Origin of the sequence: Pseudomonas putida (assembly GCF_025905425.1) — a bacterium.
GTDB lineage: Bacteria > Pseudomonadota > Gammaproteobacteria > Pseudomonadales > Pseudomonadaceae > Aquipseudomonas > Aquipseudomonas putida_AF.
On the sequence record NZ_CP109603.1, the window covers coordinates 2,207,485 to 2,221,088 of the forward strand.

11 protein-coding genes and 2 pseudogenes are annotated in these 13,604 nt (G+C 59.4%); 9 read left to right on the forward strand and 4 right to left on the reverse strand.

All coding sequences use genetic code 11. The features are described 5' to 3' along the window. The first annotated feature begins 129 nt into the window (after positions 1-129). The 4 genes from OGV19_RS09945 to OGV19_RS09960 all read left to right on the forward strand — a co-directional run bounded on the left by OGV19_RS09945 (position 130) and on the right by OGV19_RS09960 (position 5,477). Entirely contained in the window at positions 130-723 is a 594-nt protein-coding gene (locus tag OGV19_RS09945) for a lytic transglycosylase domain-containing protein (RefSeq protein WP_264313235.1), read from the forward strand. Between the two features lie 118 nt (positions 724-841). Then, positions 842-2,299 (forward strand): sensor histidine kinase, encoded by a 1,458-nt coding sequence (locus OGV19_RS09950; RefSeq protein WP_264313236.1) that lies wholly within the window; start codon positions 842-844, stop codon positions 2,297-2,299. Positions 2,300-2,587: 288 nt separating this feature from the next. Then, positions 2,588-4,081 (forward strand): sensor histidine kinase, encoded by a 1,494-nt coding sequence (locus OGV19_RS09955; protein WP_264313237.1) that lies wholly within the window; start codon positions 2,588-2,590, stop codon positions 4,079-4,081. Then, entirely contained in the window at positions 4,050-5,477 is a 1,428-nt protein-coding gene (locus OGV19_RS09960; protein ID WP_264313238.1) for a sigma-54-dependent transcriptional regulator, read from the forward strand. The genes OGV19_RS09955 and OGV19_RS09960 overlap by 32 nt, the downstream gene beginning before the upstream one ends. A 317-nt stretch (positions 5,478-5,794) precedes the next feature. Here OGV19_RS09960 and OGV19_RS09965 read toward each other — a convergent pair whose 3' ends face one another. The 3 genes from OGV19_RS09965 to OGV19_RS09975 all read right to left on the reverse strand — a co-directional run bounded on the left by OGV19_RS09965 (position 5,795) and on the right by OGV19_RS09975 (position 8,181). Continuing rightward, entirely contained in the window at positions 5,795-6,085 is a 291-nt protein-coding gene (locus OGV19_RS09965; protein WP_264313239.1) for a hypothetical protein, read from the reverse strand. Between the two features lie 92 nt (positions 6,086-6,177). Continuing rightward, the gene (locus tag OGV19_RS09970; RefSeq protein WP_264313240.1) at positions 6,178-7,530 is read right to left on the reverse strand and encodes a GntP family permease; all 1,353 of its coding nucleotides are present in this window, start codon (positions 7,528-7,530) and stop codon (positions 6,178-6,180) included. Positions 7,531-7,641: 111 nt separating this feature from the next. After that, positions 7,642-8,181 carry a gluconokinase gene (locus OGV19_RS09975; protein ID WP_264313241.1) on the reverse strand — a complete coding sequence of 180 codons (540 nt, stop codon included), beginning with the start codon at positions 8,179-8,181 and terminating at the stop codon, positions 7,642-7,644. 208 nt (positions 8,182-8,389) lie between these two features. Here OGV19_RS09975 and OGV19_RS09980 point away from each other — a divergent pair, with 208 nt between their 5' ends. Beyond that, on the forward strand, positions 8,390-9,409 hold the full coding sequence (locus OGV19_RS09980; RefSeq protein ID WP_264313242.1) for a transcriptional regulator GnuR: 1,020 nt from the start codon (positions 8,390-8,392) through the stop codon (positions 9,407-9,409). A gap of 119 nt (positions 9,410-9,528) precedes the next feature. Beyond that, a pseudogene (locus tag OGV19_RS09985) lies at positions 9,529-10,179 on the forward strand (PAS domain-containing protein); the annotation flags it as partial. Between the two features lie 47 nt (positions 10,180-10,226). Here OGV19_RS09985 and OGV19_RS09990 read toward each other — a convergent pair. Further along, positions 10,227-11,654: pseudogene (locus tag OGV19_RS09990) on the reverse strand (ATP-binding protein); the annotation flags it as partial. 109 nt (positions 11,655-11,763) lie between these two features. Here OGV19_RS09990 and OGV19_RS09995 point away from each other — a divergent pair. The 3 genes from OGV19_RS09995 (at position 11,764) to OGV19_RS10005 (ending at position 13,380) form a co-directional block, all read left to right on the forward strand. Then, entirely contained in the window at positions 11,764-12,189 is a 426-nt protein-coding gene (locus OGV19_RS09995) for a hypothetical protein (protein WP_264309615.1), read from the forward strand. Positions 12,190-12,354: 165 nt separating this feature from the next. Beyond that, the gene (locus tag OGV19_RS10000; RefSeq protein ID WP_264309614.1) at positions 12,355-12,891 is read left to right on the forward strand and encodes a type 4 pilus major pilin; all 537 of its coding nucleotides are present in this window, start codon (positions 12,355-12,357) and stop codon (positions 12,889-12,891) included. Positions 12,892-13,074: 183 nt separating this feature from the next. Beyond that, positions 13,075-13,380 (forward strand): hypothetical protein, encoded by a 306-nt coding sequence (locus OGV19_RS10005; protein ID WP_264309613.1) that lies wholly within the window; start codon positions 13,075-13,077, stop codon positions 13,378-13,380. Positions 13,381-13,604 lie beyond the last annotated feature (224 nt).

A 13,604-nucleotide genomic window follows, 5' to 3' on the forward strand; every position in this document is an offset into this window, starting at 1 on the left:
GCACGTCTGCCTCGGGCCCTTGCGCCATGCGGTACAGGAAGCGGCACAGTGCTTGCGTCGTGGACATGACCCTCGGGTTTTCCGGGGCATTTCCCCCACATCGGGGGCCACGACGAAGAGGCGGCCGACATGCGTGGACTCATCCTGGGTTTGATCTGGCTGGCGGCGGGAGCCGCCCAGGCCGATGTGTACATCTCCATCGATGCCAAGGGCGGCTACGTACTGACCAACGTTCATCGACCCGGGCGCCACTATCAGCGGGTGATCAGCGAACCGCTGGCCCAGGCTGGCCCGGCAAATGCGCAGTTGATCACCGGGCGCCCCTACGCCGAGCTGGTGGCTGCCGCGGCGCGGGCCCATAACGTGCCGCCGGCGTTGCTGCATGCGCTGATCAAGGCCGAGTCGGGCTACAACCCCAAGGCCCGCTCGCCGGCGGGCGCGGTGGGGCTGATGCAACTGATGCCCGATACGGCCCGTGAGATGGGCGTGGAAAACGCCCTGGACCCTGAGGACAACGTTCAGGGCGGCGCACGCTACCTTAAACGCATGCTGACCCTGTTCGACAACGACATTACCCTGGCTGTGGCCGCCTACAACGCAGGCCCGGATGCGGTGATGCGCCGGGGCGCGGTGCCGCCGTTCGCCGAAACTCGCCGCTACGTGCCCAACGTGCTGCGCGAATACCGCAAGTTGCAAGGGTTGGCGGCCGACTCGCCACTGTAATCTCGACCCGCGTTGAACCTTGATGCGGTCACCCTTCGGCGGATGCTGTCAATTTAGAACCATGGCTCCCCCAACTCTGGGCTATAACCTTCAGAGGTGCCCAGCCCTGGAGTCCGCCATGGACATCGCCCCCCGTTCCGACGCCCTCGCAGTGCCTGCCGGTGGCGAGGTGGCAACCCCACGCAAGCCCTTTAACTTGCTGCGCTGGTATGCCTGGGTCAGCCTGGCGATCATCGTCTCGGTGGCTGCCGGGCTGGGGTTGATTTCCAGCCGCTTCATCATCGACGAAAGCGTGGAGCGCGATGCGCTGCTCTCCGCTCAGTTCATCACCTCGATCGCCGACGCCGAAGTGCGTCATGTGTCGATCCCCAATGTGCGTACCATGGGCGAGCTGCTTGACCCGCGCACCGATCGCACGGCGCTGCCGGATGTCGACCCCGATGCCCGGCGCAAGGCCCGGGGCGAGTTTCTGGACCATATCGCGCACCTGCCTGACATGCTCCTGGCCAATATCTATGCGCCGGATCGCACGGTGATCTGGTCGAGCAACCCCGCCCTGATCGGCAAACTGATCGAGGGCGACGACGACCTGGAGCGCGCCTTCGAATACAAGATGCGCGTCTCGGCCAGTTATCACGATTTCGAGCAGGTACGCGAAGAGCAGAAGTTCGTGACCCCGCCCGAGCAGCTGTTCATCGAGAACTACATCCCGCTGTTCGACGCCGATGGCGAGCAGGTCACCGCCATGGTGGAGATCTACAAGGAACCCCATGACCTGATCGTGCGTATCGAGCACGGTCTGATCCTCATCTGGGCGGCGATCACCGTCGGCGCCGGGCTAGTCTACATCGGCTTGTACGGCATCATGCGCCGCGCCGCCAAGCTGCTGGCCGTGCAGCAGAAGCGGTTGATCAACAATGAAACCTACGTAGCCCTGGGCGAGGTGTCCTCGGCGGTGGCGCACAGCTTGCGCAACCCGCTGGCGAGCATCCGCTCCAGTGCCGAGCTTGCGCAGGCCTTCGATGAAGGCCCGGCACAGCGCAACATCAATGACATCATCAGCCAGGTCGATCGCATGTCACAGTGGATTCGCCAGCTGTTGCAGTCGCTGCGCCCGCTTAATGACGAAGCGGAGGCGGTGGACCTGCTCCAGGCGCTGCAGGAAAGCCTGCAGACCTTTGCCGTGCCGCTGGCGCGCAGTGGTGTAAGCCTGGACCTGCAACCGTTACCGGCGGTTCAGGTTTTGGGGCACCCGGCGTTACTCAGGCAGATCTTCAGCAGCCTGATCGCCAACGCGCTGGAGTCGATGGAGCAGGGCGGCAAGTTGCGTGTCGAAGTGGTGCGCCAGGACCGGCGCAGCCTTACCCTGCGCTTGTCCGATACCGGCAAGGGCATGACCGAGCAGCAGGTGCGCATGGCATTCAGGCCGTTTTTCACCACCAAGCAGGGCGGGCTGGGCGTAGGCCTGGTGTTGGTCAAACGCATCATGGAGCGCTTTGGCGGGGCGGTGAGGTTGAGTAGCAGCGAAGGGCACGGCACTCGGGTTTCGCTGAATTTTCGCTTAGCTAAGTGTTAATAGTTGACTTCAAGAATATTCTATAAATAAATGATAAATATAGAATTAATGAATATTGGGTAATTAGTACCCAAATCTGGGGCTTTAAGCTTGATCTAGGATTAATTAGTTATCATAAGCTACTGAAAAATATCCAATTAGTGTTTTATTGATTTAGTGGCTGAGTTTTTGCAGCAAGAGATTGGCAACAAACGGCAGCTTAAGCGACCTGGGTGAAGTGCCATCAAATTGCTACTAACCGTAGCAAGGCTGCGCTTCAGAACGGACTCCCTGCGCGGGAACCACTCAATGCAGATGCTGGAAAACGAAGCGCCCGACAAAGCCTCTGCGGCCACCAGCGGTCTCGCGTCACCGCTGCGCGAGTTCAACTTGCTGCGTTGGTTTTCGATCATCAGCTTGTTGATCATCGCTTCAGTCGCTGGTGGCTTGGGTTACGTGTCTACGCGCTTCGTGGTGCGCGACAGCGTCGAGCGCGATGCCATGCTCACCGCCCAGTTCATTCAGGCCATGGCCCAGGCCGAAGTCCGCCATTCGCAGTTGCCGCCGGGCACTACCATGGGCGAACTGCTCGACCCCCGCCTGGACTTGCAGCACCTGCAATTCACCCCAGCGTTGGCCGAATCGACCCGCGTCGAATTCCTCGACCACGTCGAGCACCTGCCGGACACCCTGCTGGCCAACGTCTACGCCCGCGACCGGACCATCGTCTGGTCCACTAACCCGCAGTTGATCGGCAAACGCATCGAAGAAGATGGCGACCTGGACCACGCGTTCCGCTCGCGCAAGGCGGTTTCTGCCAGCTACCACAAGGCCGAGGAAGACCGTGAGGAGCAAAAATTCCTGCGTGAACCCAAGTACCTGTTCATCGAGAACTACATCCCGCTATTCGACAGCCAAGGCGAGCAGGTGCTGTCGATGGTGGAAATCTACAAGGAGCCACAAGACCTGGTCCGGCGTATCCAGCGGGGTTACGTGCTGATCTGGGCCTCGACCCTGGTGGGCGGCGCGCTCATCTATTTCGGCTTGTTCTGGATCGTGCGCCGGGCGGCGCTCATGCTCAATCAGCAGCAGGACCGGCTGGTGGCCAGCGAAACCTATGTGGCCCTGGGCGAGATGTCGTCGGCGGTGGCCCATAGCTTGCGCAACCCGTTGGCCAACATCCGCTCCAGCGCCGAACTGGCTCAGGAAATCGCCAACCCCACCGCGCAGAAAAACATCAACGACATCATTGGCCAGGTGGACCGCATGTCACGCTGGGTACGCGACCTGCTGGTGTCGTTGCGTCCCGCCAGCGACGAGCCCGAGGCGGTGGACCTGGTCGCGGCCATCGAGGACACCCACCTGGCGTTCGCCCAACAAATTGCACGCAATGGGGTGCAGTTCTGCTACGAAGGCCCCGAGTTGCAATACGTGACCAGCCAGCCGCTGCAGCTCACGCAGATTCTCAACAGCCTGTTTTCCAATGCCATTGAAGCCATGCCGGCGGGTGGCGTGTTGCGCGCCCAGGTAAGCGTGCAGGATGGCCAACGTACGGTCATGCTGCTCAGCGACACTGGCAAGGGCATGACCCAACAGCAGGAGCGGATGGTGTTCAAGCCGTTCTTCACGACCAAGCAGGGCGGCCTCGGCGTAGGCCTGGCCCTGGTTCAACGCATCATGGAGCGTTTTGGCGGCTCGGTCAGCCTGAGCAGCCGCGAAGAGGAAGGAACCCGCGTTAGCCTTACTTTCAATATCGCAGCGGGAGGGGACCATGGAACACAGCATCCTGGTAGTCGAGGATGATGAAATCCTCGCTGACAACATTCGCACCTACCTGAGTCTCAAGGGCTATGAGGTGACGGTCTGCCACAGTGCGGAACTTGCGCTGGAGCAGATCAAACAGGCCCAGCCCGACGCTGTGCTGACCGACAACTCGTTGCCTGGCATGAGCGGGCACGACCTGTTGCGCACCCTGGTGGCACAGGTACCGGCGCTCAAAGTGATCATGATGACCGGCTACGGTAATGTCGAAGACGCCGTGCAAGCCATGAAGGAGGGTGCCTTCCATTACCTGACCAAGCCGGTGGTGCTGGCCGAGCTCAAGCTGACATTGGACAAGGCCCTGGCGGCCGAGCGAATGGAGCGTACCCTGTCGTTTTACCAGGAACGCGAGGCGCAAAAATCCGGGCTGCAGGCACTGATCGGCGAGTCGTCGGTGATGCTCAGCCTCAAACACACGTTGCACCAGGTGCTTGATGCCGAGCGGCGCATGGCCAGCGACGATCTGCCCCCGGTACTGGTCGAAGGCGAGACCGGCACCGGCAAGGAACTGGTGGCCCGCGCCCTGCATTTCGATGGCTCGCGCAGCAAGGGGCCATTCATCGAGTTCAATTGCGCGTCGATCCCGGCCAATTTGCTCGAAGCTGAGCTGTTCGGCCATGAGAAAGGCGCCTTTACCGATGCCAAGGAGCGCAGGGTGGGCCTGGTCGAGGCTGCTGATGGTGGCACGCTGTTCCTTGATGAAATCGGCGAGATGGACCTGGTGTTGCAGGCCAAACTGTTGAAGTTGCTCGAAGACCGCAGCATCCGCCGCATTGGCGCAGTCAAGGAGCGCAAGGTCGACTTGCGGGTGATCAGCGCCACCAACTGCAACCTTGAGCAGATGGTGCAGCAAGGCAAGTTCCGCCGCGACCTGTTCTTCCGGCTACGCATCATTGCGCTCAAGGTGCCACGGCTGTATGCGCGGGGGCAGGACATTCTGCTGCTGGCCCGGCACTTCCTGGCGCACCATGGCCGGCGTTATGGCAAGCCGAACCTGCGTTTTTCTGCCGAGGCAGAGGCCATGATGCTTGGCTACAGTTGGCCGGGCAACGTGCGGGAGCTGCGCAACATGCTGGAGCAGACGGTGTTGCTCGCGCCCAACGAGGTGATTCAGTCACATCAGTTGAACCTGTGCATGACCTTGATCGACGAGCCGCTGATACAGCAACAGGCGCCTACGGTATTGGAAATGCCACGGCATGAGCCCGAGCCAGGTACCAGCCTGCCCGACATGGAGCGGGACCTGGTATGCAAAACCCTGGACCGGACTGACTGGAACGTGACCAAGTCGGCGCGGATGCTGGGGCTTTCGCGGGATATGCTGCGTTATCGGATCGAAAAACTGGGGTTGACCAGGCCTGACAAGCGCCAGTGGTGAACGTGCGGGGGCGCGTTGCGCCCTTTTCGCGACGCAAGGCTTAACGCATTGATTTAGCTTCGACGCTGTGGGAGCGGGCTTGCCCGCGAACACCGGCGCAGCCGGTGCCATCCACCGCGTGGTCTCATTCGCGGGGCAAGCCCGCTCCCACAATGACCACTGTTCTCTGCGCGACAGCGCAACCCCAAGAGGCTGGGCAATCTCCCATAGAAAACAACTTAACCCATTGAGTTAGCTTCGACGCTGTGGGAGCGGGCTTGCCCCGCGAACACCGGCGCAGCCGGTGCCATCCATTTTGTAGTGGCAAGACCAGGGCCTCAAGGGTTGCCAGTGCTCGTGCCTTGCCGCCCGGTACCTTGCGAACCGCTGCCCTCCATCCCGGGCAAATCATGTTCATCCTGCTGCCTTGCCGGTGGGCTCTCGGGGTCATTGCCCTGAGCCCGCGGGTCGGTATCGCGCGGCATCGGTTTCTCAATGGGGTTGAGGGTGCTGTCTACACCGGGTGTTGGCGCCGGGTTGTGCGGGTCGTCGGGGTAGGTCGGCCCAGTACCGACAGCCAGGGCCAGGGGCGAGACAAGCAGGGCGGTGAGCAGGAGGGGGCGGATCATGGTGCAGGCTCCTTTGCATCAGGGAGGGGGCAAGGCTTCTCTCTCGATTGGGCCATCGAGCTGACGCCAGGTGCCCCCATCCCGATCAACGGTCAAACCACCATCGACAACAACATGATGAAGATGATGCCCACCACCGAGAGGATGGTTTCCATCATGCTCCAAGTCTTGAAGGTCTCGGCCACGGTCATGTTGAAGTACTGCTTCACCAGCCAGAAGCCGGCATCGTTGACGTGTGACAGGATCAGCGAGCCCGCGCCAGTGGCTAGCACCAGCAGTTCACGGTTGACCCCCGGCACCAGGTCGATCACCGGCGCGACGATCCCCGCGCCCGTGATGGTGGCGACGGTCGCCGAACCCGTCGCGATGCGGATCACTGCCGCCACCAGCCAGGCCAACATGATGGGGGAGATTTCCGCCTGTACCGCCATCTGCCCGATCACGTTGCCGACACCGGTATCCACCAGCATCTGCTTGAAACCGCCACCAGCGCCGACGATCAGTACGATGGCCGCAGTCGGTGCCAGGCTCTGGTCGAGCATCTTCATGATCTGCTGACGGTTGAAACCACGCGCCGAGCCGAAGGTATAGAAGGCCAGCAGCAGCGCGGCGAGCAGGGCGCTGATGGGGTGGCCGATCAGGTCCATCCATTGGCGCACGATATGTTCGGCGGGCAGCACCACGTCGGCGAAGGTCTTGAGCAGCATCAACGCAACCGGCAGCAATACCGTGACCAGGGTGATGGTGAAACTCGGCAAGTTGCCCTGGTCGGACTCCTTGGCGATCTGATCCATCAGCTCCTGGGACGGGTTGCCTGGGATGTAGCGTGAGATGAAGTTGCCGAACAGCGGGCCGGCGATGATTGCGGTGGGCAGCGCAACGATCAGGCCATAGAAGATGGTCTTGCCGATGTCGGCATGGAAGATGCCGATCGCCAGCAGCGGCCCCGGGTGCGGCGGCACCAAGCCATGAACCACGGAAAGGCCGGCCAGCAACGGGATGCCGATCTTCACCAGCGAAACGCCAGAGCGCCGGGCGACGATGAACACCAACGGGATCAACAGCACGAAGCCGATCTCGAAGAACAGCGGAATGCCGACCAGGAAGGCGGCGAACATCATGGCCCAGTGCACGTTCTTCTTGCCGAAGGCGCGGATCAGCGTCTGGGCGATCTGGTCGGCGCCGCCGGAGTCGGCCATCAGCTTGCCGAGCATGGTGCCCAGGGCGAGGACAATGCCGACGAAGCCCAGCACGCCGCCGAAACCGTCCTGGAACGATTTCATCACCTTGGCCACCGGCATGCCGGAGGTAAGGCCGAGGAAGCCGGCCGCGAGGGTCAGGGCGACGAAGGGGTGAACTTTGAAATGGGTGATCAGCAGGATCAGCCCGACGATGGTTACCAGGGCGTCGAGCAGCAGAAAGGTATCAGTAGCCAGTCCGAACATGGTTTTTATGCCTCGGTCTTATCGTTGTTTTGGGCGTAGCTTTATTGAATTTCAGGCGCTTTCATTGGTCGAGACAGCGCTGTCTTTGGTGAGCCGGACACACCGCCAGGGTCAGGCGGTTTGCGCCAGGTCCCGCTCACCGCAGGGCTTTAGCCAGGTGTCTACCGTGTCGGCCAGCACATCAATGGCCTGGGTGGCATCCAGTGGCAGGGTCCGCGGCTCGCCATGCGGTGCTTCGAGGGCGGCGAACTGGCTGTCGATGAGGCTCGCCGGCATGAAGTGGCCGGGGCGGGCCAATACCCGTTTTTCGGCTTCGGCAGGGGTGAGCTCGAGAAACACGAACGCCAGGCCAGGCATGGACGCGCGCAATGTTTCGCGGTAGCGGCGCTTAAGTGCCGAGCAGGTCAGGATCGGGCGCTCGCCCGACTGCACTGTGGCCTGTAGCTCCTGGCCCAGACGCACCAGCCAGCCGGCACGGTCATCATCGTCCAGGGGGATGCCAGCGCTCATCTTGCGGATGTTTTCGGCAGGGTGGAAAGCGTCGCCTTCGATCAGGCGGCCGCCGCTTCTGGCAGCAATGGCAGCGCCGATGCAGCTTTTGCCGCAACCAGCCACGCCCATCACCACAATGGCGGACAGGGGAGAATTCATCAGTACCTCCTGCGGGTTGAGATAGCGCTGTCTCGTCGCTGACGATCAGGCACCTCCCCCGGTGTTATTGGTCTTGTCCTTACGCAGTATGGACGCTTGGCACAGTGCACGTGGAACCGCTACCAAAGATTACATTGCCTGCGTCCTGAGACAGCGCTACCTTAGTGGCCGTCCCCCTCCCTTGGCAAGTAGTAAAATTACAACATTCATGTCCCGTACAGGCTCCCGCACCACCGGTCGTCCCACCCTGGCTGAAGTCGCCAGGCTTTCCGGGGTTTCCCCGATCACCGCATCCCGCGCTTTGCGTGGCGTCAGCACGGTTGCCCCGGAGCTGGCCGAAAAGGTTGCCGCTGCGGCGGCGAGCCTGGGCTATGTCGCCAATCCGGCAGCCCGCGCATTGGCTTCGGCGCGCAGCCAGTCGGTTGTGGTGCTGATCCCATCGTTGTCCAACCAATTGTTCATCGACACCCTTGAAGCCATTCACGAGGTGATGCGCCCGCGTGGGCTTGAGGTGTTGATCGGCAACTATCACTACGATATTGCCGAAGAAGAAAACCTGATCCGTAACTACCTGGCCTACCAGCCTTGCGGCATGCTGCTGACCGGGTTCGAGCGCAGTGATGCGTCGCGGCAGATGCTGGCGGCCAGTGGCGTGCCCTGCGTGCACATGATGGAGCTGGGCGGCGAGGCGGGTGCGTTGTCGGTGGGTTTCTCGCAGCAACAGGCCGGGCGAGCCGCGGCCAGGCACTTGATCGAGCGAGGGCGGCGGCGGTTGGCGTTCATTGCCGCGCAGCTTGACCCGCGCGTGATGCAGCGTGCCGAAGGCTTCCGCCAGGCACTGGCCGAGGCCGGACTGCACGCGACGGAGCTGGAAATCCTTGCGCCGGAGCCGTCTTCCATCGCGTTGGGCAGCGCGTTGTTCAGCCAGCTGATGCAACAAGCGCCGGATGTCGACGGTATCTTCTTCTGCAACGACGACCTGGCCCAGGGCGCGGTCTTGCAAGCACTGCGCCAAGGGGTAGAGGTGCCGCGCCAGGTGGCAATGGTGGGCTTCAATGATTTGCCCGCTTCGGCGCACATGGTCCCGCGGCTGACCTCCATTCGCACCCCAAGGGCTGCCGTTGGTCGGGGTGCCGCGCTGGCCCTGCTGGCCTTGCTCGACGGCAAGCGGGTCGCCAGCGAGCAGCAGGACCTCGGGTTCGAGCTGATGGTGCGTGAGAGTTCTTGACGCCCCGCGCGCGTATCCAAAGGCCTCGGGTACTCATTACAAGGTGATATCAATATGCTTGCACGGCGCTAAGGCCCATCTATGCTCAGGACACCCCGCGCATTGAGGAGCCCGGCGTCATGTTCGATTTTCATCGCAAGTCTGATTTGATCGAGATTGAACGCAGCCATCACGCACTGGCCAGCGCGCAAGCGAAGCTGGCGGCGATCAGCCGCTCCATGGCGATGATCGAGTTCGCGCCCGACGGCACCATCCTCGACGCCAATGAGCGTTTCTGCCAGGCCATGGGGTACAACGTCGAAGACTTACGCGGCAAGCATCACCGATTGTTTTGCGACCCGGTCTATGCCAAGACGGCCGAATACCAGCAGCTTTGGCGGGAACTGGGGCAGGGCAAGGCCATCAGCGGCACCTTCGAGCGCATCGACAAGGCAGGCCGTGAGGTCTGGCTCGAAGCCAGCTATATGCCGGTACTGGATGCGCAGCGGCAAGTCACCAGCGTGATCAAGGTGGCGTCAGACATCAGCCAACGGGTTGTGCAGGAACACGAAAGCGAAAGCCTGCTCAAGGCCATCGGCCGCTCCATGGCGGTGATCGAGTTCACCCCTGCGGGCCGGGTCATCAAGGCCAACCAAAACTTTCTGGCCACCATGGGCTACCGCTTGGAAGAGGTGGTCGGGCGTCACCACGGGTTGTTTTGCCTGCCCCGCGAGCCTGACCCGTACCGGCCATGGTGTTGCCCTGGCCAACGAGGCTGGTACGGTGATCATGGAAATCCAGCAGGGCTCACGCCACGTAGTCGATGCGATCAGCCAGATCAGTTCGACGCTGCAGTTGCACTGAGGGCGTCGCCCAGTTCGTGCAACAGGGTCTGCATGCTGGTCTGCAATTGCTGGCGTAGTTCAGCCGTTGGCAGCCCTTGGGCCTGGGCCTGCTCGATGGCTTCGCAGTCCTTGACCAGCGTGCGCACCTTGAGCATTTTCGCCCCGCCTTTGATGCGGTGGGCCAAGGCGCGCACCGCGTCGCCACCCGCGTCTGGCCCAAGTGCGCGCAATGCGGCCAGGTCTTCGCCGGCGCTTTTCGACAGTTGTTCGAGCAGGTGTCGGGTGAGTTGTTCATCGTCCTGAGTCAGGTGGCGCAATTCGCTCAGGTTGAATCCACTGCTACGGGCGGGTGAAGGCGGGGGGGCCGAGCTGGCTTGGGGCAGGTGGGTTTTGAGCGTCTGCAGGCCAATCGGCTTGAACAGGCATTCATCCATGCCACTGGCCAGGCAGCGCGCACGCTCCTCGGCCTGCGCGTTGGCGGTGACGCCGAGAATCCGGCACGCGGCCAGTGCGCCTTCGCGTTCAAGGGTGCGAATTCGGTGAGTCAGTTCGTGGCCGTCCATGATCGGCATGCTGCAGTCGGTGATCACCAGGTCAAACCGGGCCGCCTGCCACCGCGCCAGCGCCGCTTCGCCGTTTTCAGCCAGGGTTACGCGATGCCCCAGTGTGTTCAGTTGCCGCTCCAGCAACAGCAGATTGGCCGGATAGTCGTCGACCACCAGAATGTTCAGCGGGCCGCTGCTGCTCTCCAGCACCGGGGCACGCTGCTCTGCAGGTGCCGGTGCGTGGCTTGCGGGTAGCTGCAGGCTGACTTGCACCTTGGTGCCCACGCCTTCGACACTGTGCAGGCTCAGCGTGCCTTGCATCAGTTCGGCCAACGTGCGGCTGATCACCAGCCCCAGGCCGGCGCCTTGGCGTGCCCGCGGGCCGTGGGCCTGGGCGAAGGCGTTGAACAGCCGGGCCTGGTCTTCGGGGCTGATACCAATGCCGCTGTCGCGCACGCACAGCTCGACCTGCAGGTCGCCGTTGCTGTCGGGCGGCGACAGGGTCAGGCTGGCATGCACTTCACCGCGCTCGGTGAACTTGATGGCGTTGCTGATCAGGTTGGAGAGCACCTGCTTGAGTCGCAGGGGGTCTGCCAAGACCCAGGCAGGCGAGGCTGGCAGCGCGCTGTGCAGGTGCAGGCCTTTGATTCGCGCATTGCCTTCGAATACCCGCAGCGTGTTGCGCACCAGTTCGACCAGGTTGGTCGGTACCGGTTGCAAGGTCATGTGCCCGGACTCGATGCGCGAGATGTCGAGGATGTCGCCGATCAGCTCCAGCAAGCCGATGGCCGAATCGTGGGCAGTCTGCAGTGCCTGGGTATCGCAGCGGCCGGCGCGGCTGTCCTCCAGGGCCAATTCCAGCAGGCCGATCACCGCAATGAGTAGATGGTTTTGTAGAAAGAATTTCGCAGAGAATTACGTCATTCCCGGTGCTTTGGCCAAGAGGTATGATTAGCTACGTGCGCCACTATATGGAAGAAGAGAAATGGCATTCTGGAAGTTTGGAAATAAGAAAAGCAAAGAAAATGACGTCAAAAAAACAGCAATTGAAGCTGGGTCTTTTATAATCGACCTTCAATTAAAGGCTTCGGGCGGAACGCCCGGATTTGAAGAGTTATTCCATAGCCCATTCGTCAGAGGGTATTTCATCGGGGTTTTTTCCGGCGCAATGCAAGCCTTCAAAATCGAAGGCTATGGAGACGATGTGAAGACAATGGCATTTCTTGTTGGAGGCCATGTCGCACTTATAGGTGAAAAGCATGGACTATCCTTTGCCATGGATTCATTGAACTATCAAGGAAATAAGGACTATGACTTGGGCAACCGGCTGGGAGGACAAGAGCTGATTGGTTTCTTGAACCGAGAAATTACTGTCCCCAGACAGTTAATGGACTATATAAAAGGGAATTAATTGGAGCATTTCAAGTGTCAAAAAACCGCCTCGCGGCGGTTTAAGGCTTAGTTTAATAACAACAAAAAACACAAGCTACATTCAGGTTAGCATTTCAATTTCCAATAGCAAGCCGATTTATAAAAATAAGTGATAGCATGTTATATATAACAAAAAATCACAGCAATGATAAAAAACAAAAGCAACATCGCAGGCCTTACTTTAATTGAAACGTTGATTTGGTTCGCCATATTCGCAGCAGTAATAGCTGGCGTATTCGCCCTTTATTCAAACTCACGCAACGCAAGTAATGCGTCTACTGTAAACAAAGAACTATCCACTATCTTCTCTCAGACCGAACAGTTATTCGCAAGTGAGGATACCGCAGACTTAAATAGGGCGCTTGCTCTGAAAATGGGAGTTTTTCCTAAGAGTGTTAAGGTAAGCTCGGCGGGAGTCATTAGCAACGTCTTTGGCGGAACCATTAATATAACTGGGCAAACGCCAAGCGGCTTCACCGTAACCTATACAAACGTGCCAAGTGGGGAAGTATGCTCTAACATTGTTAGATCACAAAAAGCAGTTGGCTGGGATACTGTAAAAGGTAAAGCTGAAGCTACATTTGATGAAAAATATAGCATAACTCAAGTGGGAGCAGTCTGTGGTGATAATGGTGGAGCATCAACCAGTCTCGAGTTTGTTAGATTAGGCTCGAACACTTAATGCTCAGTGAACGCAAATAAAGCCCTGGATTGGGCTTTTTTGTTGTCTGGCATTTGTCTCGCGTAATGGGAAGAGAGTTAGTCGATACCCTCTGCTCCCTGTCATGCCCCGGAATTCAAATGTTCGTGATGACGCTGATTCAATATTGGTAATGATATAATAAAACAATAACACTTAATTAAAATGAACAAGCACCCCCAAAAAAACGCCCCTATCATTGATACTTCATTACATGCAGGAATGAGTTTTGATGACTTATTTCCTGTTGCTAAGCCAGAAAAAGACAAGGCAATGATGGAACATGAAGCATTTCATACAAATAATAAACCTAACGCTGATGAAGTGCAGTGGCAATCTAAGGCGAAGGCATCAACCAATATTGCAAATTCGGACGCTTTTGACGCACTGATGAAGGCAGCAGACATTGAGTCGGACCTGCTATCGAATAAGGCAAAGTCCAAGAATAGAAATAATTCATACAAACGCTGAAAGATTGTTGGGCCATGGCCGCTCAGCCGCTCACCTGCCTAACCTCCCAAGCAAAGCCGCCGTGAAAGCGGCTATTATCATAAGACTAAAGTAGCATAGCTCCATACGCTATATGAATTTTATTTGCGCCGTGTTGATAAAACAGCTACGGCGTTTTTGCGGAAATTAGAGGATTGATGAGCACGTTCCTTGCCCAGACACTCCCCCTGCTGGGCTATTATCCC

Coding starts and splice junctions, on each gene's coding strand:
- OGV19_RS09945 (WP_264313235.1), top strand. CDS start 130: ATGCGTGGACTCATCCTGGGTTTGATCTGGCTGGCGGCGGGAGCCGCC.
- OGV19_RS09950 (WP_264313236.1), top strand. CDS start 842: ATGGACATCGCCCCCCGTTCCGACGCCCTCGCAGTGCCTGCCGGTGGC.
- OGV19_RS09955 (WP_264313237.1), top strand. CDS start 2,588: ATGCAGATGCTGGAAAACGAAGCGCCCGACAAAGCCTCTGCGGCCACC.
- OGV19_RS09960 (WP_264313238.1), top strand. CDS start 4,050: ATGGAACACAGCATCCTGGTAGTCGAGGATGATGAAATCCTCGCTGAC.
- OGV19_RS09965 (WP_264313239.1), bottom strand. CDS start 6,085: ATGATCCGCCCCCTCCTGCTCACCGCCCTGCTTGTCTCGCCCCTGGCC.
- OGV19_RS09970 (WP_264313240.1), bottom strand. CDS start 7,530: ATGTTCGGACTGGCTACTGATACCTTTCTGCTGCTCGACGCCCTGGTA.
- OGV19_RS09975 (WP_264313241.1), bottom strand. CDS start 8,181: ATGAATTCTCCCCTGTCCGCCATTGTGGTGATGGGCGTGGCTGGTTGC.
- OGV19_RS09980 (WP_264313242.1), top strand. CDS start 8,390: ATGTCCCGTACAGGCTCCCGCACCACCGGTCGTCCCACCCTGGCTGAA.
- OGV19_RS09995 (WP_264309615.1), top strand. CDS start 11,764: ATGGCATTCTGGAAGTTTGGAAATAAGAAAAGCAAAGAAAATGACGTC.
- OGV19_RS10000 (WP_264309614.1), top strand. CDS start 12,355: ATGATAAAAAACAAAAGCAACATCGCAGGCCTTACTTTAATTGAAACG.
- OGV19_RS10005 (WP_264309613.1), top strand. CDS start 13,075: ATGAACAAGCACCCCCAAAAAAACGCCCCTATCATTGATACTTCATTA.